Genomic DNA, 21,389 nt, shown 5'->3' with positions numbered 1-21,389 from the left:
CTCAGCGCAGGGAAACGGTGACGGCGGCGCCCGCGGCCGGGACCGTGAAGCGGGCCTGGTCGAAGCTCGGCGGGCCCATGTTGCCGAGCGCGTTGTTGCTGAAGGCATAGGGTTCGACGGGAATGCCCATCATGTTCGTGTCCCTCTTGCCGTTGCCATTGGCGTCGTGGAAGAGAGCAAAGCCGTAGCTGCCGGCCGCGACGTCCCTGATCACGACCGTGGTGCTGCCCGCGGCGGCCGGTGCGGCGCCTACCTTCACGCTGCGCTTGAGGAAGCCCTCGGCCGCATCGTAGAGCGCGACCATGAGCTGGCCCTCGCTGCTCTTGACGCCCTCGACGGTGATGACGAGGTCGCCGGCATGGGCGGCCGCGGCGGCGGACAGCGCGAGGGAGAGGACGAAGTGGGCGGCGGTGCGGCGTGCTTGCATGGTGGTCTCCGGTGGGTTCGAGTGAGGCCACTGTAGCGAGCCGCCCGCCGGGCCGTTCGCCCTTGCGACGAGCGGGGAGCAGGGCGGCGCCAGTTGCAGCGGGATGGCGCGAGTTGCAGCACAAGCGGCAGCACGAGCACCAGCGCAATCAGGAAGCGCGGGCCAGGTCGGGCGCAGGTGTTGTGCTGCGCCGCCGGCTTGCTATCATGAAGGGACAAAAGTGCAGACCTTGCCAACGCGGCGCGATGCCACAGTGCGTGTCGAAGGAGACAACCATGGAAGAGATCGGCAAAGAATATGTCGGAACGGTGTTTGTCCTGCCGGAGTCGCGCAGCTTCGAGCTGAAGACGACGCTGCACGGGGTGCCGGTCACGCTGACCGGGACCGTGTCCCAGCAGCTCGCGGCCCAGTTCGCCGGCAACCTGGCCGCCGGCGCGCCGATCGACGTGCGCCAGCTGGCGCTGCAGCCGCGCCGGGTCGAGGTACTGACGCGCGAAATCCACGAGCGGCACCGGGCGCCGCGCAAGATTCACTTCCTGATGCGGGTGATGGACAACGGCGCGCTGGCCTAGGTACTCGCCCAGAAATAAATGTGTTTTTGGCGGCCATAACCGGCGCGCTACTATTGTCATGCGCTAGCTGAACGCGCAAACGGCCCCGCTCCACTCTGCTGGCAGAGCCGAAACGGCTTGAGTTCAGTCAGATAGACCCTAGCGGCCGCCCGTGGGGATGTTGACCGGGCTGGTCATGCGGTCGTTCTCGAGCGCCTGCTTGTTCACTTCGCTCGTGTTGACGGAGTTGCTTTCGGACTTTTTACGCGGAATCAGGGTGCCGGTCGGTCGGTAGGCATCGGCAACGCGTTCCTTCGTTCCGGTAGCCGACGCATCCGTACCGGTGTTCGCGCAGCCGGCAATCGTCACCATCACAGCTGCCAGCAGACAAAATTTGTTCATCTTCGCTCCATGGTCATTGAACGGGCGCCATGCGCCCATCCCAGGACTCTAGCATGCGCCCCTGCCGTGAAATATCGCAAATTGTCACTTTTACATGTTGGCCGAAACAAGCGCGGCCATGTGCAGCAATGGCCCTGCCAGCGCGCTGTTCCGCCTATTTCAGCCTGACCGGCGCCACCGTCAGCTCGCCCTGCACCTCGATCGCCGCGTCCTCGAAGCCGGGCGGCCCGAACTTGCCGCGCGCGTTGCGGCTGAAGCCGTAGTTTTCGCTGGGGATACCGATGAAGTTGCGGTCGAGTTCGTTGTTCTCGTTCTCGTCCTGGTAGGCCAGCACGGCCCAGGTGCCGGGCGGCACGTCCTTCAGCGTGACGACCGTCTCGGCCGCCTTGGCCGGCGCCGAACCGCTATGGCTGCACTGCTTCAGGAAGCGCTCCCTGTCGCAGACGGCGACGTTCACCTTGCCCTTGCCGGCACTCACGCCCGACACCCGCACCTCGACCGTGGCGGCCGTTGCCGTGCCGATCGATGCTGCGCCGATCGCTGCGTAGAAGAGGGTGCAACCCAGAACTGTCCTGAAAAACATGCGTCATCCTTTATCCGTTAAAAGTTGCAGCCGGGAGGGGGGAAATCCCAGCCGTGCGCGCCGTACGCCATGGTAGGCTTGGATATTCCCGTTTCCGTGGCCGTCCATCGCAATGCTATTCAACATCTTCATTGTCGTGCTCACCGTCGTTGCGATGGAAATCTTCTCCATCGTCGCGCACAAGTACGTCATGCACGGCTTCGGCTGGGGCTGGCACAAGTCGCACCACGAAGCGCGTAGCGGCCGGTTCGAGAAGAACGACCTGTACGCCGTGGTCTTCGCGGGCGTCGCCATCGCCCTGATCTACGCCGGCACCCGCGGCCACCATCCGCTCGAATGGATCGGCGCCGGCATGACGGCCTATGGCTTCCTGTACTTCGTCGCCCACGATGGCCTGGTGCACCGGCGCTGGCCCTTCCGCTACGTGCCGAAAAGCGGCTACCTGAAGCGCCTCTACCAGGCCCACCGCATGCACCACGCGGTGGAAGGCAAGGACGGCGCGGTGTCCTTCGGCTTCCTGTACGCGCCGCCGGTCGAGACGCTCAAGCAGCAGTTGCAGGCACGCCATGGAGGCCGCCTGCAGCGCCGCCACCGGGGCGACGCCACAGGTGCGCCGGACGCGGCGCGGCCCCCGTCCGAATCCGTGAACTGAGCGCGTCCAGCCCGCCGCGCAGCAACAGCCACAGTTTCGTCAGCTTCGAGGTGCCCGCGCGCCGGTCCCAGGCGTGCGCGCCGCGCCGTTTTACCTCGATGCCGATCTGGCGGTAGACCCGGCGCGCGGTGGCGATCGCCCATGCCGAACGCAAGGGCAGCGCCGAAAGGCCGACGGCCGCCGAGTCGTAGTAGGGCTCGGCATGGTCGACCAGGCGTGCAGCGACCGTCGCCAGCGCCGCGCGGTGCCGCGGCAGCGCCACTTCATCCGGCGGGATACCGGCATCAAGCAGCCAGGCGGCCGGCAGGTAGCAGCGCCCGATGGCGGCGTCGTCGACGATGTCGCGCGCGATGTTCGTCAGCTGGAAAGCCAGGCCCAGGTCGCAGGCGCGGTCCAGCACCTGCGGATCGCGCGCGCCCATGATCGACGCCATCATCAGCCCGACCACGCCGGCCACGTGGTAGCAATAGCGCAGGGTGTCCTCGATGGTCTCGTAACGCGCGCCCGCGACGTCCATGGCGAAGCCTTCCAGATGGTCGTAGGCATGGCGCGGCTCGATGGCGTGCGTAAGGGCCACTTCCTGGAAGGCGGCAAAGGCCGGGTCGTGCATGGGGGCGCCGGCATAGGCGCGCCGGGTCTGTTCGCGCAGCAGGGCCAGCTCGGCGGCGGCGTCGTGCGGCGCCGGCGCGCTGGAGGCAAAGCCGAGCTCCTGGCCGTCGACCACGTCGTCGCAATGGCGGCACCAGGCGTACAGCATCAGCACGCCGCGCCGCGTTCTGGGAGCAAAAAGTTTTGCCGCTGCGGCAAAGCTTTTTGATCCTACCTCGATCGTCTGGGTGGCGTGATCCATCAATGCTTCGCTCATGCCGCGACCTCCCCGAGCATCAGGCCGGCGGTCGCCTTGGCCGAGCCGATCACGCCGGGCACGCCCGCGCCCGGATGGGTGCCGGCGCCGACCAGGTAGAGGTTGGCCAGTGCGCTGTCGCGGTTGTGCGGGCGGAACCAGGCGCTTTGCGTCAGGATCGGTTCGAGCGAGAAGGCCGAGCCGTGGTGGGCATTGAGCTGGTCGCGGAAGTCGAGCGGCGTGAAGATGCGGCTGGTGACGAGCTGGCTGCGCAGGCCAGGCATGTAGCGCTTTTCGAGATACTCGAAGATGCGGTCGCGGTAGAGCGGCCCTTCGACTTCCCAGTCGATCGGCGCATTGCCCAGGTGGGGCACGGGCGCCAGCACGTAGTGGCTGCCGCAGCCGGGCGGCGCCAGCGAGGGGTCGGTGACGCAGGGGGCGTGCAGGTAGAGCGAGAAATCCTCGGCCAGCGTTTCGCCGTTGAAGATGTCCTTGATCAGTTCGCGGTAGCGCGGGCCGAAGCAGACCGTGTGGTGCTGCAGTTGCGAGTGATGGTGGTCCAGCCCGAAGTAGAGCACGAACAGCGAATTGCTGAAGCGCTTCTTGCGCAGCGCCTGGGCCTCGGCCACGCCGCGCGCGTCGTGCCCCAGCAGCTTGGCGTAAGTGTGCACCACGTCGGCGTTCGAGGCCACCGCATCGGCCGCGAACAGGCGCCCGTCTTCCAGGCGTACGCCGCTGGCGCGCTCGCCCTGCGTTTCGATGCGCGCCACCGGCGCGTTCAGCTCGATATGGCCGCCGATGTCCTCGAACAGCTTGACCAGGGCCTTGACCAGCGCCCCGGTGCCGCCGCGTGGGAACCACACGCCCCAGCGCCGCTCCAGCGCGTGGATCAGGGTGTAGATCGAGGACGTGGCAAACGGGTTGCCGCCCACCAGCAGCGAGTGGAAGGAAAAGGCCTGGCGCAGGTGCTCGTCCTGGATGAAACGCGAGACCATGCCGTAGACGCTGCGCCAGGCCTGCAGGCGCGCCAGTTGCGGCCCGGCCTGGATCATGTCGCGAAACGACAGGAAGGGCACGGCGCCGAGCTTGATGTAGCCTTCCTCGAACACGGCCTTCGAATAGGCGAGGAAGCGTTTGTAGCCTTCGACGTCGGCCGGATTGCGCGCGTGGATCTGGCGGTCCAGCGCTTCCTGGTCGTTCAGGTAGTCGAAATGGCTGCCGTCTTCCCAGCACAGGCGGTAGAAGGGTGCGACCGGCAGCATCTCGACGTAGTCCTCGATGCGCTTGCCGGCCAGGTCGAACAATTCCTCGATGCAGGATGGATCGGTGATCACGGTGGGGCCGGCGTCGAACACGAAGCCCTGGTCTTCGTAGACGTAGGCGCGCCCGCCCGGCTTGTCGCGCTTCTCGAGCAGGGTGGTCTGCATGCCGCTGGCCTGCAGGCGGATGGCCAGGGCCAGGCCGCCGAATCCGGCGCCGACGACCACGGCGGTTTTGCGTTCGTTCATTCGGGTTTCCTGATCTGACGGGGGTGGATCTTGCAGGCGGCCGAGAAGGCGGCCAGCAGGGGTACGGGAGGCTTGCCGGTGAGCAGGCGCGCCTTGTCGCCGAGGCTCAGGCGGCCGGCATAAAAATGTGCGATCAAGCCGGACGGCAGGCGGTAGAAGCGCTGCATCACGCGCCAGCGTTTATCGGGGCTGCCGGCCAGGAACAGCATGCGGTTGAGCAGGCGGAAGAAGCGCTGCTGGCGCCATTCCTTGCCGGCTTCGTCGCGGATCGCGGCGAACAGGCGCGGCGCGCTGAAATCCGAAAACGTCGCGATGCGCTCGGCCAGGCGCACCGCATGCGGCAGCGAATAGCCGGTGGTCGAGTGAAACAGGCCGGCGCGCAGGCCGGCGCAGGGCTGGCCGGCCAGGTCGCGCCAGTACTCGTCGAAGTCGCCGGCCAGCACGATCGGCAGCGAGCCGTGCTCCTCGCGCAGCAGCTCGGCGATGCGCCAGCCGCGCGCCTGCGCATAGGCCGCGATGTTCGCGCGCAGGCGCTCGGGTTCCCAGGCGCCGCTGTCGACGTAATGCGTGTCCTCGATCAGCAGGCTGTGCGCGTCGAAAGGCAGCACGTAGACGAAGCGGTAGCCGCCCTGCTGTTCGACGCTGGCGTCCATGATGATGGGGGCGGTGAGTCCGTGCGGCGCCGCCAGGCGCACTTCCTGGCCGAGGAAGGTCTGGTAGCCCAGCGCCAGCCGGCTGGTGGCGCGCACGCCGCGGCCGTCGATCACGGCATGCGCGTGCAGGGTCTCGCCGCCGGCCAGGGTCACGCTGGTCGGGCCGAGCGTCTCGATGCGCGTGTCCAGGCGCAGGGCGGGGCCGAGCGCCGCTTCGATGACGCGCGCGAATTCGCCCGAGGTCACGCTGGCGTAGCCGCTGTCGAGCGTGCGCGCGAACTCGGGGAAGACCACGTCGTAGCGCGGCCAGCGCGCGGACACGAGCGGCGCCAGCCACTGGCGCTGTTCATCGGTCAAGTCGCCGTCGTGGAACGACCAGGTGTGGTTGCCGCCGATCCGGCCGGCCGCTTCCAGCAGCAGGATGCGCAGGGTGGGGCGGGTCGTGTGCAGGCGCCAGGCGATCAGGCCGTTGGCCAGCCCGCCGCCGACCAGGATCAGGTCCCAGGCGGGTTCGCCCCCCGCCGCGCCGGGCTTATCCAAGGCTGGCCACGCCCTGCGGCGTGTCCTCGCGCGAAGCCGGGCGTGTCGGCGTCAGGTCCGGCTGCTTCAGTCCCGGCTGCTTTAGGCCGAGCGCCACCTCGATGATGTCGGCCGCGCGCGGCGTGCCGCCCGAGCGCGCCAGGTCCTCGGCCAGCGGCGCCATGCGCTGCGCGAAACCGGGTTCGTCGAGCAGGCGCTGCAAACGGCCGGCGATCCGGCCGGGCGTGGCGAAGTGCGGTGCGATGGTGAGGCCGATGCCCGCATGGCGGATGCGCGCCGCCGCGCCGGGCTGGTCGAAAGCGATCGGCAGGCCGAGGATGGGCGTGCGGTGGGCGATCGCATCCATGACCGTGTTCGAGCCGGCGTGCGAGATCACGGCGTCGGCGCGCGCCAGGGCTTCCTGCTGTGGGGCAAAAGCGCAGACCCAGTCGGCGCCGGCGTCGCGCAGGGCCTGCTCCTGGCGCGCGTCGAGGCCGCCGCAGTGGGCCACCAGCAGTTGCACGTCGAGCCGGCGGCAGGCGCGCACGATGCGCCTGAACAGGCCGTAGCGTCCGCCCTGCAAGGTGCCGAGCGAGGCGAACACGAAGGGACGGCCGGGCGCCACCGGCGGCATGGCCTGCTTCCCGGGCGTGCCTGCGGCGCTGGCGCTGGCTGTCGAAAAGCGCAGCGGCCCGACGTGGTGGAAGTAAGCCGGCAGCTCGCGCCGCGGGAAGTCGAAGGTTTCGGTGGTCTGGCTGACCTGGGCCAGCGGCGACAGGCAGTCGTGCAGGGCGCGGCGCGGCCCGAGCCCCAGGCGGCGCGCGTGCGCCTCGATGACCTCGGCATGCGGCGTCATCAGCCAGTCGTAGACGCGGGTGCTGCCCTGGTAGATGTGGCGCGCACGCTCGCTGTCCTCATAGGCGAAGGGCATCACCGGCAGCGGGATGCCAGGTTCGCGGGTGACCGGCAGCGCATTGGCGACCGAGGCGAAGGGCAGCTTCATGCCTTCGGCCACCAGGGCGCCGGCCGCCTCCATCTGGTCGCACAGGAGAAACTCGATGCCGAGCGCCTCGATCGCCGGCGGCAGTTCGCGGCACAGCATGTCGGTGGTGCGCGCCATGTCCTGGATCACGCGGCGCAGGCCGAGCGGGCCGCCGGGATTCGCCGCGCGCCGCACCGACGCCGCCAGCGAGCCGGCCGGGTGGCTGGCCGCGCCCAGCGCATGAAAGCACAGCGGCAGGCCCTGCAGGTGGGCGCCGGCGTCGACCTGGTGCAGGAAGGTGACGCGATGGCCGCGCGCGACCAGCTCGGCGCCGAGCGCCGCCATCGCGCTGTAGTGGCTGTAGAAAGCCGGTGCAACCACGCCGAAGTGGGCCATGCGAAGGTCCTTTACCGCTGCGCCAGCGTGATCAATGGTGGACGGCGTAGCCGGGTTCCTGGACCGCGAAATGCCGCTGCGCGTCCTGGCCGAACAGGCTGCCCACGAAGCGCCGCGTGCCCTGCTTGCTGCCGATGGCGTCGGTCAGGCAGCGGTCGGCCTCGAGCAGGTGTTCCATCAAGCGGCGCCGGGCTTCCTTGAAGCCGAGCGTATTGATCAGCGTGGCCTTGCCGATGTCCTTGCCGGTGTCCTTGCCGGTAACGGCGCTGTCCATGCCGGGATCGTCCTGGAAGTCGTCGCGGATCTGGAAGGCCTGGCCGGCGGCCAGCGCGAAGTTGCGCAGCGCCTGCGCCACGCAGTCGTCGGTCTCGGCAATGATGGCCGCCATGTCGACCGCGGCGCCGAGCAGCACGCCGGTCTTGAGTTCGTTGGTGGTGGCGATTTCCTCGGGCGAGCGGGCGCCGCCCTGCAGGTCGAGGAACTGGCCGCGCACCAGGCCCTGGGCGCCGATCGTTTGCGACAGCCGCGCCACCAGCCGCGCGCGCACGGCAGGCGGCACGTCCTGGGCCGCGCCGAGGATCCCGAAGGCGCGGCTGAGCAGGGCGATGGAAGCGAGGATGGCGACGTCCTCGCCGAACTGGACGTGGATGGTCGGCTTGCCGCGGCGCAGCCGGGCGTCGTCCATGCAGGGCAGGTCGTCGAGGATCAGGGAAGCGGCGTGCACCAGCTCGACGGCGCAGGCGACGTCGGTCAGGGCCGGCGAATCGCAGCCGAGGTCGCGCGCGACCAGCATCAGCAGCAGCGGGCGCATGCGCTTGCCGGCGCCGAGCGCGGCGGCGCGCATGGCGCCCGCCAGCGGGTCCGACGGCGGGCCGCAGTCGGTCAGCAGGAACGCCAGGCGCTCTTCGAGTTCCTGGCGGACGAGGGCCAGTTCGGCCCCTGCGGCGTCTTCCCGGTTTTCCACATCGAGCCTGGCGAACCGTCGTGCTTGCGTAGTCATGCGCGTTTCCTCCGCCGAGATCTGGATGGTCGAAAAATTGATGAATTTGCAGGCCATCATACCGGAAATAAAGTTAAGCAATGATTAACCTTGTCAAGCGTGTGCGGTATAGACAAATTCGGCAAATTTACTCTGGCGCCATTTTTCCTGTGCGTCGAGGCCGTCAGGGCAGGATAATCATTGGCTGGTCTGCCTGTCTTGAGATGGCGCCGAACGCCGGCAAACGATGCCAGATGCGGGACAAAGGCGGGTCAGCGCCGACTTCCACGGCCGGGCAGCGCCTTGTCCGGCATAATGCCGGCTCATCCGTATTGTCCATCCCTCTTCTTGCCGGAGACCCCGTGAAGCCGTTCGCCCAAGCCTGCCTCTGCCTGTCCATCGCCGCGTCTGCTGCTCTGTCCGCCGCCCTTCCGGCGCAGGCCGCGCCGCCCGCCGCCCCGACGCTGGCCCAGGTCGCCGTCGGCAAGCTCGAGCGCCTGGCGCTGCCGCCCTCGAAGTTCATCGCGCCGCGCCCGGTGGAAGTCTGGCTGCCGGACGGCTATGCCGACAAGGCGCGTGCCGGCAAGCGCTTCCAGGTGCTCTACATGCACGACGGCCAGATGCTGTTCGATGCCAGGACCACCTGGAACGGGACGGCGTGGGGCGTGCAGGACACGCTGGCGCGCCTGATGCGCGAAGGGAAGGTGGACGACACCATCGTCGTCGGCGTCTTCAACATCGAGCAGAACCGTTACTTCGAATATTTCCCGCAGAAGTTCCTGGACGAGATGGCGCCCGAGGCGCGCGCGGTCTTCCAGCGCGAAGGCCTGAAGAGCGCGCCGAAGGCGGACGACTACCTGCGCTTCCTGGTGCAGGAACTGAAACCCTTCATCGACGCGAACTACGCCACGCGCCGGGATGCCGCCGGCACCTTCGTCATGGGCTCGAGCATGGGCGGCCTGATCTCGGTCTACGCGATGAGCGAGTATCCGCAGGTCTTCGGCGGCGCGGCCGGCCTGTCGACCCACTGGCCCGGCATCGGCAAGCCGAACGCCGCGCTGCCGCTGGCGGCCTTCAACTACCTGAACCGCAAGCTGCCGGCGCCGCAGGGGCACAAGCTGTACCAGGACCACGGCGGCGTCGGCCTCGACGCGCTGTACGGGCCCTACCAGGTGTTCGTCGACCAGATCGCGCGCGACCGTGGTTATAACAAGACGAATTACCTCAGCAAGGTGTTCCCGGAAGACGACCACAACGAGAAGGCGTGGGCGGCGCGGCTGGAGGCGCCGCTGGTGTTCCTGCTGGGTGGAAACCGCCCAAGCCGCTAAGTCCCTGCTGCGCACACGCTTGCCTGACATATCGATGCCAGCGGCGTAAGCTGGTGCCGTCGTCCTTCGCCTGCCGCACCGTTTTCGCGCCGGGCAAGGATTCGCGCCAGGAGCGGCGGCATGTTTTTCAGCAAAGTATTCCCGGGACCCGGCATCAGGACCAGGCATCCGTTTGCCGTCACCTTCGTGCTCGTGCTCGCCTGCGCCTTCCTGCAATACCAGGGCCGCCGCTACCTTGGGCAGCGCACGCCGTTCGGCCTGTTCTACATTCCCGTCATGGCCAGCGCCATCCTGGGCGGGTGGCGGCCGGCGCTGTTTGCGTCAAGCGTGTCGCTGCTGCTGGCGCTGCTGCTGGTGGTGCCTGAATTCACCTTTTACATCAGCCGGCCGCAGGACATGGGCGCGATGGTCGTGTTCATCACGGTCTGCCTGTTCATCTGCGCCATGGCCGCCGTACTCGAGCGTGCCGAAGGGCGGGCCCATGCCTTCCTGCTCAGCGCGCAGGAGCGGGAACATACCCTCGGCGCCTTGCTGGGCGCGTCGCCGACCGCCGTCCTCGGCATCGGCAGCGACGGCAAGATCCGCTTCGCGAGCGAATCCGTGGCGCGCGTGTTCGACTACAGGCCGGGCGAGCTGATCGGCCAGTCGTTCGAGGTATTGGTGGTCAATGGCCTGCGCCAGCTCAGGGGCGAGGGCCTGAACAATCTCTTCAACGCCGATACCCTGGGATCCGTCAGCGAGCTCCAGGAACTGCAGTGCAGGCGCAAGGACGGCAGCCTGTTCCCGGCCGAAGCCAGCCTGGCGGTCGCCGACGTACCGTCCGGCCGCCTGGTAGTCAGCTATATCGCCGACATCAGCGAGCGCCGCGAAGCGGAAAGAAAAATCCTGCACGCGGCGCGCCACGATCCGCTCACCGGCCTGCCGAACCGCGCCCTGGTCTACGAGCTCGGCGCGCACCTGCTGGCCTCGGCCAGGCGCCATGGCGACAGCATCGCGATCCTGTTCTTCGACCTCGACCGCTTCAAGCCGATCAACGATACCTATGGCCACACGGTCGGCGACAAGATGCTGCAACAGGTGGCGCAGCGCCTGAAATCCGGGTTGCGCGGCAACGACCTGGTCGGCCGGCTCGGCGGCGACGAGTTCGTGGCCGTGCTGTCCGACATCCGTGCCGACGATGCCGTCCTGCGCATGGCATCCGGGTTCCTGCATACCCTGAGCGAACCCTATCGCATCGATGCGCTGGAACTGCGGACCTCGCCCAGCATCGGCATCAGCGTCTATCCGAACGACGGCGACGATCTCGATACCCTGATCCGCCACGCCGATGCGGCGATGTACCACGCCAAGAACGCCGGGCGCAATACCTGCCAGTTCTTCACGCAGGAAATCTACCTGCATGCCAGGCAGACCTTCGACCTCGAGCAGCGGCTGCGCCACAGCATCACGGACAGCGATTTCGACCTGGTGTACCAGCCTTTCATCGACCTGCGCAGCAGGAAGTTCGTGGGCGTGGAGGCGCTGCTGCGCTGGCGCGGCATGGATGCGTCGAACATGGCGCAGGAACGCTTCATCGCCGCGGCCGAGCGCATCGGCCTGATCAAGCCGCTGGGGGAATGGGTGCTGCAGCAGGCCTGCCTGCAGCATGAGAAGTGGCGCAACCTGGGCCTGCCGCCGCTGCGCATGGCGGTAAACGTCTCGGCGGTGCAGTTCCGGGAAAAGGACTTCAGCGAGCGGGCCGCGCGCATCATCCAGCATAGCGGCGTCAATCCGTCCTGGATCGAGTTCGAGGTCACCGAGAGCGCCATCATGAGCGACGTGGAAGAGGCCGCCGACATGCTGGCGCGCCTGAAGCACGATGGGGTCAGCATCGCGCCCGACGACTTCGGCACCGGCTACTCCAGCCTGAGCTACCTGTCCCAGTTCCCGATCAACAAACTAAAGATCGACAAGTCCTTCATCCTGAACATCGACACCGATGCGCGCTCCCTGGCGATCGCGGAAACGGTCATCGCGCTCGGCAAGAAGCTGGGCATGACCGTCATCGCCGAGGGCATCGAGTCCCAGGCCGGCATCAAGATGCTGGCCAACATCGGCTGCGACCTGGGGCAGGGGTTTTTCATCAGTAAGCCGATCCGGCCCGACCATCTGGTCGAGTGGTATTACCAGGCGCAGTACGAGCACCTGTTCGTTTAAGCGTGCCGTGGCCGTGCTCAGCCCAAGAAAAATGCCGCCGGGCTCACGCCGGGCGGCATCGCGTCATCACACTGCTCGGATCAGCTCAGTACGCAGTCCAGGTCTTCGGAATGTCGATATGACCGGACTTGGCGGCATCGGCATAGGCACGCATCTCGGCGACGACCGCTTCCAGCTGTTCGTTGCCGGGGTTTTGCAGGAAGCCTTTCATGCGCTCGTGCAGCGCGGCCTGCTGGTCGCGCCATTCGTAACGGGAGGACTTGCTCATGCCGCCTCCCCGCGATTCAACGCTGTGATGTTCTTGTTGAGATCCATGACATCCTCCTTGATAAGGCAGTCAGGTTCGCACAGCGGGCGCACCAGGTCGGTGCGTTGACGCACATTTGCTCAGCAGTATCCCTAAGCAATATCCTACGCAGAACTCTTATCTTAATACTGCGCGGAAGAACAATTCCAGCCGCTCGTCGAGCAGGCGATGGGCCTCTTCGCGCGGCGGCTGGGCGTTCGGAAACACGAAACGCTGCACGCTGTCGCCGGCGATGGTGCTGGTGAGGAGGGCCGGCAACTGGCCGAAGGGCAGGTCGGTGCGCAACTGGGCGCGCACGTCCGGTCGGCTAAAGAAGCGGTCGAGCATGTCGCGCGTCAGGCGCGGACCGGCGCTGTAGAAGGTCTCGGCCAGCTCGGGGTTGCTGGGCGCCTCGGCGATCACCACGCGCTGCATCGCAATCAATTGCTCCGTGCACAGCAGGTCGTAGAACTGGTGGGCGAAATCGCCGACCACGTCGCGCAGCGGGCGCAGGTCCTTGTCCATGTCGCGCATGCGGAAGAACTGGTCGCGGCGCGAGAGCAGCACCGCATTGAGCAGGCCGGCCTTGCCGCCAAACTTGACGTAGATGGTGCGCACCGCAACGCGCGCGGCGCGCGCGATGGCTTCGAGGCTGGTGCGGGTATAGCCGTTGGCCAGGAACAGGGCGGCGGCGGCGTCGATCAGGTCCTGGGTGCGGGCTTCGACGTCGCTTGCCTTCGGCCGTCCGGCACTGCGGACGCCGGTGGAAACGCTTGCTTGCGATGGTTTGCTCATGGCATCACTGTAAAGCACGCGGAAATGAAATGCAACCGTTTCATTTCTTGACGAACTGGGGCGTATGCCGAATAATGTAGGACAACCCTTATTCCTTTTTCGGAGTTGCCTTCATGTCCCAACCGCAGACTTCGGTCGAGCACAAGCCGCTCGGCGCCGTTCCACCCGCCGCATCTGCTGCCGCACCCGCCGCCGCCGGCAAGACGCCGCCCAACAAGCGCGTGTTGACCGTGGTCGGGCTGATCGCGCTGGCCGCGATCGTCGCCGGCGGCCGCATGTGGTACCGCAGCCATAACTTCGTCGAGACCGAGAATGCCTACGTCGCCGGTCACGTGCACCCGGTGTCCTCGCGCATCGCCGGCGTCGTCACCCGCGTGCTGGTCGAAGACAACCAGCACGTCAAGGCCGGCGACCCGATCGCCGAGCTCGACCCCGCCGACCAGCACGTGCGCGTCGAGCAGATCGAGGCGCAAATCGCCAGCGCGAAGCAGCAGGTGATCCAGGCCGAAGCCCAGGTGGCGCAAGTGCGCGCCCAGGCCGAGGCGGCCAGCGCCCAGGTCGGCCAGTCGCAGGCCCTCCTGGTGCGCGCGCGCCAGGACGCCGAGCGCTTCGGCCAGCTGTACACCACCCAGATGAAGGCCGTCTCGAAGGCCGAGGTGGATGCCGCCAACGCCGCGAAAGCCGCCGCCACCGCCGACGTCGCCGCGCGCCGCGACACCGCCAACGCGGCGAAAGCCCAGATCGCGGCCGCCAGCTCGGCGCGCGACGTGCTGGACGCCCAGATCAAGGTGCTGCAGGCGCAACTGAAGGACGCCCGGCAGCAGCTCGGCTACAGCCGCATCCTGGCGCCGGTCGATGGCCGCATCGGCCGCCGCAGCGTCGAAGTGGGCGCGCGCGTGCAGCCGGGCCAGCAACTGGTCGCCGTGGTCGAGGACAAGGTGTGGGTCACCGCCAACTTCAAGGAAACGCAATTGGCCGGCCTGAAGCCCGGCCAGGAAGTGGAACTGGCGGTCGACGCGCTGCCGGACGAGCACCTGGTCGGCCGCGTGGACAGCTTCTCGCCGGCCTCGGGCAACCAGTTCGCGCTGCTGCCGGCCGATAACGCGACCGGCAACTTCACCAAGATCGTCCAGCGCGTGCCGGTGAAGATCACGCTGTCGCAGCAGGACCAGCAGCGCTTGGCCGGCCGCCTGGTGCCGGGGATGTCGGTGGTGGCCGAGATCGACCTGCGCCAGAAGGCCGAGGCGACCCGGACTGCCTCGGCGAAGTAAGCGCTTAGCCAATACCTAGCCAAGGACCACCATGAGCACTACGACCAAGGCCGCGCCAGCCGCCTTCCCGGGCGCGCCGGCCGCCGGCGCGCGCGTCGACCTGCGCACCTGGATCGCGGTTGCCGCCGGCATGCTCGGCGCCTTCATGGCGGTGCTCGACATCCAGATCACCAACTCGTCGCTGCGCGACATCCTGGGCACGCTGTCGGCGACCCAGGAAGAGGGCTCCTGGATTTCCACCGCCTACCTGTGCGCCGAGATCGTCGTGATCCCGATGACGGCGCTGTTCGCGCGCGCCTTCGGGGTGCGCAACTACATGATCGGCACCACCGCGCTGTTCCTGGTCTTCTCGACCCTGTGCGGCGCGGCCTGGAACCTGGAAAGCATGATCGTCTTCCGCATGCTGCAGGGCTTCACCGGCGGCGCGCTGATCCCGATGGCGATGACGCTGGTGATGACGCGCCTGCCGAGCTCGAAGCGCGCGGTCGGCATGGCCATCTTCGGCCTGACCGCAACGCTGGCACCGGCGATGGGCCCGACCCTCGGCGGTTACCTGTCCGAGCTGTACGGCTGGCCCTCGATCTTCTACATCAACTGGGTGCCGGGCGTGCTGCTCATCGCCGGCATGGTCTACGGCCTGGACAAGGAGAAGATGCAGGTCGGCCAGCTGGTCAATGCCGACTGGCTCGGCATCTCCCTGATGGCGATGGGCCTGGGCTGCCTGACCATCTTCCTGGAAGAGGGCAACTCGAAGGACTGGTTCGATTCGCAGTTCATCATCACCTTCGCGGCGCTGGCGCTGGTCGGCATCCTCGGCTGGATCGCGAACAGTTTTGTCCGCCAGCAGTCCTTCGTCAACCTGCGCCTCTACGGCCAGCGCAACTTCCTGGTCGCGACCGCGCTGTCGGCCGTGACCGGCATGGGGCTGTATGGTTCGTCCTACCTGCTGCCGCTGTACCTCGGCCAGATCGCCGGCTATACGCCGATGCAGATCGGCGAAGTGATCGCCTGGGTCGGCCTGCCGCAGCTGATCGTGATGCCGTTCGCGGCGGCGCTGTCGTCGAAAGTCGACAACCGCATCATGTGCAGCTTCGGCCTGCTGCTGTTCGGCGGCTCCTGCCTGATGAACGCCTTCATGGACGCGAGCACCGGCTACGACCAGCTGATGGTGACCCAGATCATCCGCGCCATCGGCCAGCCCTTCGTGATGCTGACGCTGTCGAACTTCGCGATGCAGGGCATCGCGCCGAAGGACATGCCCTCGGCCTCGAGCCTGTTCAACATGACGCGCAACCTGGGCGGTTCGGTCGGCATCGCCCTGCTGGCCACCTCGCTCACCAACCGCGAGCACTTCCACTCGGCGCGCATCGGCGAAGCGGTGTCGAGCTATGCACCGGCGACCCAGGAGCGCCTGGACCAGATGACCCAGGCCTTCATCGCCAGCGGTATCGACCCGGCGACTGCCGCCAGCCAGGCGATCGCCGCGCTCGACCGCATCGTGCGGCGCGAATCCTATGTGATGGCCTACAACGACGGTTTCTGGATCGTCGGCCTGGTCCTGATCTCGTGCATCGCCGTGGTCTGGCTGGCCGACAAGGTCAAGTCCCCCGGCGGCGCTGGCGGCGGCCGTTGAACCCATTCGATTGAAGAGAAAAACGATGTTCGAAACCTTTGCCAAGAACCTCCCGCGCCGTGCGGCGCCTGCCGTGACAATTGCCATCGCTACCGCCATGCTGGTGTCCGGCTGTTCGACGATCGGTCCGGATTTCGTGGCTCCGAAGGGCGCCGAGGAAGCCGCTTTCCGTCATGCCCCCGCAGCGCCGGCGGACAGCGCGCGCCTGTCGGCGAGCTGGTGGACCGTGTTCGACGACCCCGCCCTGAACGAGCTGGAAAACCGCGCCCTGGGCAACAGCCCGGGCGTGCGCGCCGCGGCCCAGCGCCTGCTGCAGGCCCAGGCCCAGCTCGGCGTGGTGCGCGCCGGCCAGGTGCCGAACCTGTCGGTGAACGCCGGCGTGTCGAACTCGCGCACCTCGGCCGAGACCGCGCAGGGCCAGGCGCTGGGTGGCCGCTCGATCGAGGGCGACAACTTCTCGGTCGGCGCCGCGCTGTCCTACGAGCTCGATATCTGGGGCCGCGTGCGCCGCATCGTGGAAGCGGCCGACGCCCAGGCGCTGGCGGCCCAGGACGACCGCGACGCCGTGCTCCTGATGCTGTCGAGCCAGGTGGCGCAAAACTACTGGACATTGCGGGGGCTGGATGCGGAGCAGGCGATCCTGGCCGACGCGCTGGCCACCCGGCGCGAAGCCCAGGAACTGATCGAGGCGCGCTTCGACGCCGGCCTGTCGAACGAGCTGGACGTCTCGCGCACGCGCATCGAGCGGGCGAACGCCGAAGCCGACCTGCACGAGGTGCAGCGCCAGCGCAACCAGGTCGAGCATGCGCTGGCAGTGCTGGTTGGCGTCTCGCCGAGCACGCCGCTGGTCGCGCCGCAAGCCAAGCCGGCGCTGCCGCTGCCCCCGAGCATTCCGGTCGGCCTGCCGGCCAGCCTGCTGGGCCAGCGCCCGGACCTGGCCGCGAGCGTGGCCAACCTGAAGGCCGCCAACGCCCAGGTGGGCGTGGCCGAGGTCGCGTTCTATCCTTCGCTGACCCTGACCGGCAACTTCGGCTATGCCTCGGAATCGCTGCGCGACCTGGCGGGCGGCAGCGCGCGCCAGTTCTCGATCGGGCCGCTGGCGCTGTCGCTGCCGATCTTCGACGGCGGCCGCAACCGCGCCAACCTGGCGCTGTCCCGGGCGCGCTACGACGAGGCGGTGGCGAACCACGAGAACCGCCTGTTGACGGCCTTGCGCGAAGTGGAAGACGCGCTGTCGGACGTGCAGCAGCGCCAGAAGCAGGGCGAGGTGCAGGCCCAGGCGCAGGAAGCGGCAAGCCGCGCGCTGCTGGTGGCGCAGGCGCGCTACGAGCGCGGCCTGTCGACCTACCTCGACGTCACCGACGCCCAGCGCAGCGCGCTGGCGGCCAGCCGCGCGGCGGCGCAGATCCGCACCCAGCGCCTGCTGGCCTCGGTCGCCGTGGCGCGCGCGCTCGGTGGCGGCTGGTCGCAGGCGCCGGCGCTGGCGACGGTGCGTTAATTGTAGGGTGGGCACTCCGTGCCCACGCGTTACGTTCGCGTCCTCGCACCGTTGGCGGGACTGACTCGCTCGCGACAGTTGAAGCGGACGAAACGCGCGCATACCGTGTTTGGTCCTTGCTGATCTTGCGAGCGACAATTCACCGCAACAGGTGCGATCGAACGCACGTAACGCGTGGGCACGGGGTGCCCACCCTACGTCATGGCGCATTCCGTTCCATTTTCGGTTTTCGCGGCATCGCCGGCGAAACCCATTCCCCCCTAACGGTATTACAATCCCCTGCTTGCATTCCAATCAACCAGGGGACCCATGAAACATCTTCTCGCACCTATCGTGTTGGCCATGGCCGCCGGCGCCGTGATCGCCGCCGACGCGCCCAGCGTCAAGCCGGGCCCGGCCAGCGTGGCCGAACTGAACGTCATGGCGAAGCGTTTCGCGCCGGTCGAGCTGCGCGCCGATACCTCGAAGCTGTCCAGCGGCGACCGCGCCGCGATCGTCAAGCTGATCGAGGCGGCGAAGGTCGTCGACACCCTGCAGTTGCGCCAGCGCTGGGCCCATAACGAAGCCCTGTGGGCGGCCCTGCAAAAGGACAATTCGCCGCTGGGCAAGGCGCGCCAGGACTACTTCTGGCTGAACAAGGGACCCTGGTCCATCATCGACGGCAACCGCTCCTTCATGCCCGCCGAGTACGCCGGCATCAACATCCCGGCGCGCAAGCCCGACGGCGCCAATTTCTACCCGGCCGGTGCGCGCAAGGAGGCGCTGGAAGCCTGGATGAATTCGCTGCCGGCGAAGGAGCGCGAAGCGGCCCAGTGGTATTTCACCGTGATCCGCAGCGGCCCGGACGGCAAGTTCCGGACCGTGAAATATTCGGAAGAATACAAGCCGGAACTGCAACAGCTGGCGAAGCTGCTGCGCGAAGCGGCCAGCCATACCGACAACGCCTCGCTGAAGAAATTCCTCAACCTGCGCGCCGACGCCTTCCTGTCGAACGACTACCTGGCCTCGGACTTCGCCTGGATGGACCTCGACAGCCCGGTCGACATCACCATCGGACCCTACGAGACCTATAACGACGAGCTGTTCGGCTACAAGGCCGCGTTCGAGGCCTACGTCAGCGTGCGCGATCCGAAAGAGACGCAGAAGCTGAACTTCTTCGGCAAGCACATGCAGGAGCTCGAAGACAACCTGCCGCTCGACAAGCAGTACAAGAACCCGAAAGTCGGGGCGATGGCGCCGATGGTGGTGGTGAACCAGGTCTACGGCGCCGGCGACGGCAACATGGGCGTGCAGACCGCCGCCTACAACCTGCCGAACGACGAGCGCATCATCCGCGAACGCGGCTCGAAGCGCGTGATGCTCAAGAACATCCAGGAAGCGAAGTTCGAATCGACCCTCAAACCCATCACGAAGCTGGTGCTGCGTCCCGAGGACCAGAAGGACCTCGACTTCGATTCCTTCTTCACCCACATCCTGGCGCACGAGATTACGCACGGCCTGGGGCCGCACGTCACGCGCAGGAACGGCAAGGAATCGACGCCGCGCCAGGACCTGAAGGAGACCTACTCGACCATCGAGGAAGCAAAGGCCGACGTTACCGGCCTGTGGGCGCTGGCCTACATGATGGAGAAGGGCCAGCTGAAGGACACGCTGGGGCAGGGCGAGCTTGCTGAGCGCAAGCTGTACAACACCTTCCTGGCCTCGTGCTTCCGCACGCTGCACTTCGGCCTGACCGATTCGCACGCGCGCGGCATGGCGATCCAGGTCAACTACCTGCTGGACAAGGGCGCTTTTGTTTCGCACGGCGACGGCACCTTCTCGGTCGACTTCAAGAAGATCAAGCAGGCCGTGATCGACCTCGACCGCGAGTTCCTGACCATCGAGGCGACCGGCGACTACACGCGCGCCAAGTCGATGATGGCGCGCTACGTCGTCATCCGTCCGGACGTGCAGAAGGCGCTCGACAAGATGAAGGCGGTGCCGAACGACATCCGCCCGGCCTTCGTCACGGCGGCAGCCTTGACGGCTCCAGCGACGCGTTGAAAGAAGCCGATAGCGGAAAGCTGATCAATTTCGTTGTTTTTCGCTATCGGATCGGCAAATTCAATTGAACTGACAATCAAATTCGACAATTTCTGTTATATTCACATTTGTTTCCGTGTGGCAATCATTGCTGCATGAGCGGGCGGAGCGTTTTCTCCGCGTGAATCGACAAACAGAACATGTCCTCTTCCAGATTGACCATCGGCGCACGCCTTGCGCTCGGTTTCGGCGCCGTGCTGGCGCTAATGATGATGCTGACCGCGCTCGCGGTCAGCCGCGTCGGCCAGATCGACGCCGCCCTCAACCACATCAACGACGTCAACAACGTCAAGCAGCGCCACGCGATCAATTTCCGCGGCAGTGTGCACGACCGCGCCATCGCCCTGCGCGACGTGGTGCTGGCCTCGGACAACGCCGGCGCCCAACCGGCGCTGGAGCGTATCCGCGTCCTGGCCGCCGATTATGCGCAGGCCGCGGCGGCGCTCGATGCGCTGTTCGCACAGCGTAGCGACATCCTGCCCGAGGAACGCGCCGCCCTGGCCGCGATCAAGGAAGAGGAGGGCAAGAGCCAGCCCCTGATCGCGCAGGTGAGCGCACTGCGCCAGGCCGGCGACCTCGACGCTGCGCGCAGCCTGCTGGCGCGGGAAGCCGGACCCGCCTTCGTGGCTTGGCTGGCCAGCGTGAACCGCCTGATCGACCTCGAGGAGACGCTGAACAAGACCGCGGCCGAAGGGGCGCGTGCGCTGTCGGGCAGCTTCCTGGCCTGGATGGCGCTGCTGTGCACGATCGCGGTGGCGATCGGGGCGCTCGGCGCCTGGGTCATCAGCCGCGGCCTGCTGCGCCAGCTCGGCGGCCAGCCGGACTATGCGGTACGCATCGCCGGCAGCATCGCCGCCGGCGAACTGGGCGTGCAGATCGAGACCGCGCCGGGCGACCGTTCCAGCCTGCTGCATGCGATGCAGGGCATGCGCGACAGCCTGGTCGGGATTGTCGCGCAGGTGCGCGCCGGCACCCTGACCATCGCCGACGCCTCGACCGAGATCGCTGCCGGCAACCACGACCTGGCGCAGCGCACCGAGCGCCAGGCCCGGACCCTGATGGAGACTGCCGCCGCGATGGAGGAACTGACCGGCACCGTGCGCCAGAATGCCGACAATGCGCGCCAGGCGAACGCGCTGGCCGAATCGGCCTCCAGCGTGGCGCTGCGCGGCGGCGCGGTGGTCGGCCAGGTGGTCGAGACCATGGCCGCGATCAACGATTCGTCGAAGCAGATCGCCGACATCGTCGGCCTGATCGACAGCATCGCCTTCCAGACGAATATCCTGGCGCTCAACGCGGCGGTGGAAGCGGCGCGCGCGGGCGAGCAGGGGCGCGGCTTCGCGGTGGTCGCCGGCGAGGTGCGCAACCTGGCGCAGCGCTCGGCCACGGCCGCGCACCAGATCAAGGACCTGATCAATAGTTCGGTCGAGCGGGTCGACGCCGGAGCGCGCCTGGCCGACGCGGCCGGCAGCACGATGGAGGAGATCGTCACCAGCGTGAAGCGGGTCACCGACATCATGGCCGAGATCAGCCTGGCCAGCGCCGGGCAGAGCGCGGGCATCGAGCAGGTCAACGTCGCGATCGGGCGCATGGACGAGGCGACGCGCCAGAATGCCGCCCTGGTCGAGCAGGCCAGCGCGGCCGCCGGCGCCTTGCAGGACGAGGCCGCGGCGCTGGCCCAGGTAGTGAGTGTCTTCAAAATGACACAGGCGGAGGGCCGCGCTGTTGCGTTGGCGCCGCAAAGCCGGGCGCTGGCGTTGTCGGCTTGAACACGCACAAAAATATTTCCGATTGGGAAGATATC

19 protein-coding genes are annotated in these 21,389 nt (G+C 67.3%); 9 read left to right on the top strand and 10 right to left on the bottom strand.

The features are described from left to right. Position 1: 1 nt before the first annotated feature. Positions 2 to 427 (bottom strand): DUF2141 domain-containing protein, encoded by a 426-nt coding sequence (locus tag ACFOPH_RS14000; RefSeq protein ID WP_312552150.1) that lies wholly within the window; start codon positions 425 to 427, stop codon positions 2 to 4. Between the two features lie 275 nt (positions 428 to 702). On the opposite strand from ACFOPH_RS14000, the gene ACFOPH_RS13995 reads away from it, so the two are divergent. Then, positions 703 to 999, top strand: a complete 297-nt coding sequence (locus ACFOPH_RS13995; RefSeq protein ID WP_312552151.1) for a hypothetical protein — start codon at positions 703 to 705, stop codon at positions 997 to 999. Between the two features lie 138 nt (positions 1,000 to 1,137). On the opposite strand, the gene ACFOPH_RS13990 is transcribed toward ACFOPH_RS13995, so the two are convergent. Together ACFOPH_RS13990 and ACFOPH_RS13985 are read right to left on the bottom strand one after the other, a co-directional pair. Continuing rightward, positions 1,138 to 1,380 (bottom strand): hypothetical protein, encoded by a 243-nt coding sequence (locus ACFOPH_RS13990; protein WP_312552152.1) that lies wholly within the window; start codon positions 1,378 to 1,380, stop codon positions 1,138 to 1,140. A gap of 154 nt (positions 1,381 to 1,534) precedes the next feature. Next, positions 1,535 to 1,963, bottom strand: a complete 429-nt coding sequence (locus ACFOPH_RS13985; RefSeq protein ID WP_379735884.1) for a DUF2141 domain-containing protein — start codon at positions 1,961 to 1,963, stop codon at positions 1,535 to 1,537. 112 nt (positions 1,964 to 2,075) lie between these two features. Between ACFOPH_RS13985 and ACFOPH_RS13980 the strand changes: the two genes are divergently transcribed. Beyond that, complete coding sequence (locus ACFOPH_RS13980; protein ID WP_379735882.1) at positions 2,076 to 2,615, top strand: sterol desaturase family protein; 540 nt, start codon at positions 2,076 to 2,078, stop codon at positions 2,613 to 2,615. On the opposite strand, the gene crtB is transcribed toward ACFOPH_RS13980, so the two are convergent. Genes crtB through ACFOPH_RS13955 form a run of 5 tightly spaced genes read right to left on the bottom strand, consistent with a single transcriptional unit; the run spans position 2,506 to position 8,517 of the window. Beyond that, positions 2,506 to 3,480: a 15-cis-phytoene synthase CrtB gene (crtB, locus tag ACFOPH_RS13975; RefSeq protein ID WP_312552157.1), complete on the bottom strand. Its 975-nt coding sequence runs from the start codon at positions 3,478 to 3,480 to the stop codon at positions 2,506 to 2,508. The genes ACFOPH_RS13980 and crtB overlap by 110 nt on opposite strands. Then, on the bottom strand, positions 3,477 to 4,967 hold the full coding sequence (locus tag ACFOPH_RS13970) for a phytoene desaturase (RefSeq protein WP_312552159.1): 1,491 nt from the start codon (positions 4,965 to 4,967) through the stop codon (positions 3,477 to 3,479). The genes crtB and ACFOPH_RS13970 overlap by 4 nt, the downstream gene beginning before the upstream one ends. Continuing rightward, complete coding sequence (gene crtY, locus ACFOPH_RS13965; RefSeq protein ID WP_379735879.1) at positions 4,964 to 6,160, bottom strand: lycopene beta-cyclase CrtY; 1,197 nt, start codon at positions 6,158 to 6,160, stop codon at positions 4,964 to 4,966. The genes ACFOPH_RS13970 and crtY overlap by 4 nt, the downstream gene beginning before the upstream one ends. Continuing rightward, entirely contained in the window at positions 6,153 to 7,517 is a 1,365-nt protein-coding gene (locus tag ACFOPH_RS13960) for a glycosyltransferase (RefSeq protein ID WP_379735877.1), read from the bottom strand. The genes crtY and ACFOPH_RS13960 overlap by 8 nt, the downstream gene beginning before the upstream one ends. Positions 7,518 to 7,548: 31 nt before the next feature. After that, positions 7,549 to 8,517 carry a polyprenyl synthetase family protein gene (locus ACFOPH_RS13955; RefSeq protein WP_379735875.1) on the bottom strand — a complete coding sequence of 323 codons (969 nt, stop codon included), beginning with the start codon at positions 8,515 to 8,517 and terminating at the stop codon, positions 7,549 to 7,551. A gap of 341 nt (positions 8,518 to 8,858) precedes the next feature. On the opposite strand from ACFOPH_RS13955, the gene ACFOPH_RS13950 reads away from it, so the two are divergent. Both ACFOPH_RS13950 and ACFOPH_RS13945 read left to right on the top strand, forming a co-directional pair. Beyond that, complete coding sequence (locus ACFOPH_RS13950; protein WP_379735873.1) at positions 8,859 to 9,824, top strand: alpha/beta hydrolase; 966 nt, start codon at positions 8,859 to 8,861, stop codon at positions 9,822 to 9,824. A gap of 120 nt (positions 9,825 to 9,944) precedes the next feature. Further along, entirely contained in the window at positions 9,945 to 12,020 is a 2,076-nt protein-coding gene (locus ACFOPH_RS13945) for a putative bifunctional diguanylate cyclase/phosphodiesterase (RefSeq protein WP_379735871.1), read from the top strand. 85 nt (positions 12,021 to 12,105) lie between these two features. On the opposite strand, the gene ACFOPH_RS13940 is transcribed toward ACFOPH_RS13945, so the two are convergent. Beyond that, positions 12,106 to 12,288, bottom strand: a complete 183-nt coding sequence (locus tag ACFOPH_RS13940; protein ID WP_312552561.1) for a hypothetical protein — start codon at positions 12,286 to 12,288, stop codon at positions 12,106 to 12,108. A gap of 156 nt (positions 12,289 to 12,444) precedes the next feature. Next, positions 12,445 to 13,101, bottom strand: a complete 657-nt coding sequence (locus tag ACFOPH_RS13935; protein ID WP_312552562.1) for a TetR/AcrR family transcriptional regulator — start codon at positions 13,099 to 13,101, stop codon at positions 12,445 to 12,447. A gap of 113 nt (positions 13,102 to 13,214) precedes the next feature. On the opposite strand from ACFOPH_RS13935, the gene ACFOPH_RS13930 reads away from it, so the two are divergent. The 5 genes from ACFOPH_RS13930 to ACFOPH_RS13910 all read left to right on the top strand — a co-directional run bounded on the left by ACFOPH_RS13930 (position 13,215) and on the right by ACFOPH_RS13910 (position 21,354). Then, the gene (locus ACFOPH_RS13930) at positions 13,215 to 14,372 is read left to right on the top strand and encodes an HlyD family secretion protein (RefSeq protein ID WP_379735869.1); all 1,158 of its coding nucleotides are present in this window, start codon (positions 13,215 to 13,217) and stop codon (positions 14,370 to 14,372) included. A 31-nt stretch (positions 14,373 to 14,403) separates the two neighbouring features. Next, complete coding sequence (locus ACFOPH_RS13925; RefSeq protein WP_379735867.1) at positions 14,404 to 16,005, top strand: DHA2 family efflux MFS transporter permease subunit; 1,602 nt, start codon at positions 14,404 to 14,406, stop codon at positions 16,003 to 16,005. A 25-nt stretch (positions 16,006 to 16,030) separates the two neighbouring features. Then, positions 16,031 to 17,503, top strand: coding sequence for an efflux transporter outer membrane subunit (locus ACFOPH_RS13920; protein ID WP_379735865.1), 1,473 nt, complete (start codon positions 16,031 to 16,033; stop codon positions 17,501 to 17,503). A gap of 309 nt (positions 17,504 to 17,812) precedes the next feature. Next, on the top strand, positions 17,813 to 19,546 hold the full coding sequence (locus ACFOPH_RS13915; protein WP_379735863.1) for a dipeptidyl-peptidase 3 family protein: 1,734 nt from the start codon (positions 17,813 to 17,815) through the stop codon (positions 19,544 to 19,546). A 179-nt stretch (positions 19,547 to 19,725) separates the two neighbouring features. Then, complete coding sequence (locus ACFOPH_RS13910) at positions 19,726 to 21,354, top strand: methyl-accepting chemotaxis protein (RefSeq protein WP_312548094.1); 1,629 nt, start codon at positions 19,726 to 19,728, stop codon at positions 21,352 to 21,354. Positions 21,355 to 21,389 lie beyond the last annotated feature (35 nt).

Origin of the sequence: Massilia haematophila (genome assembly GCF_042647645.1) — a bacterium.
In the GTDB taxonomy this organism is placed as follows: Bacteria; Pseudomonadota; Gammaproteobacteria; order Burkholderiales; family Burkholderiaceae_D; genus Telluria; species Telluria haematophila.
The sequence above is the reverse complement of the archived record's forward strand: the minus strand, read 5'-3'. Positions and strand labels throughout refer to the sequence as shown.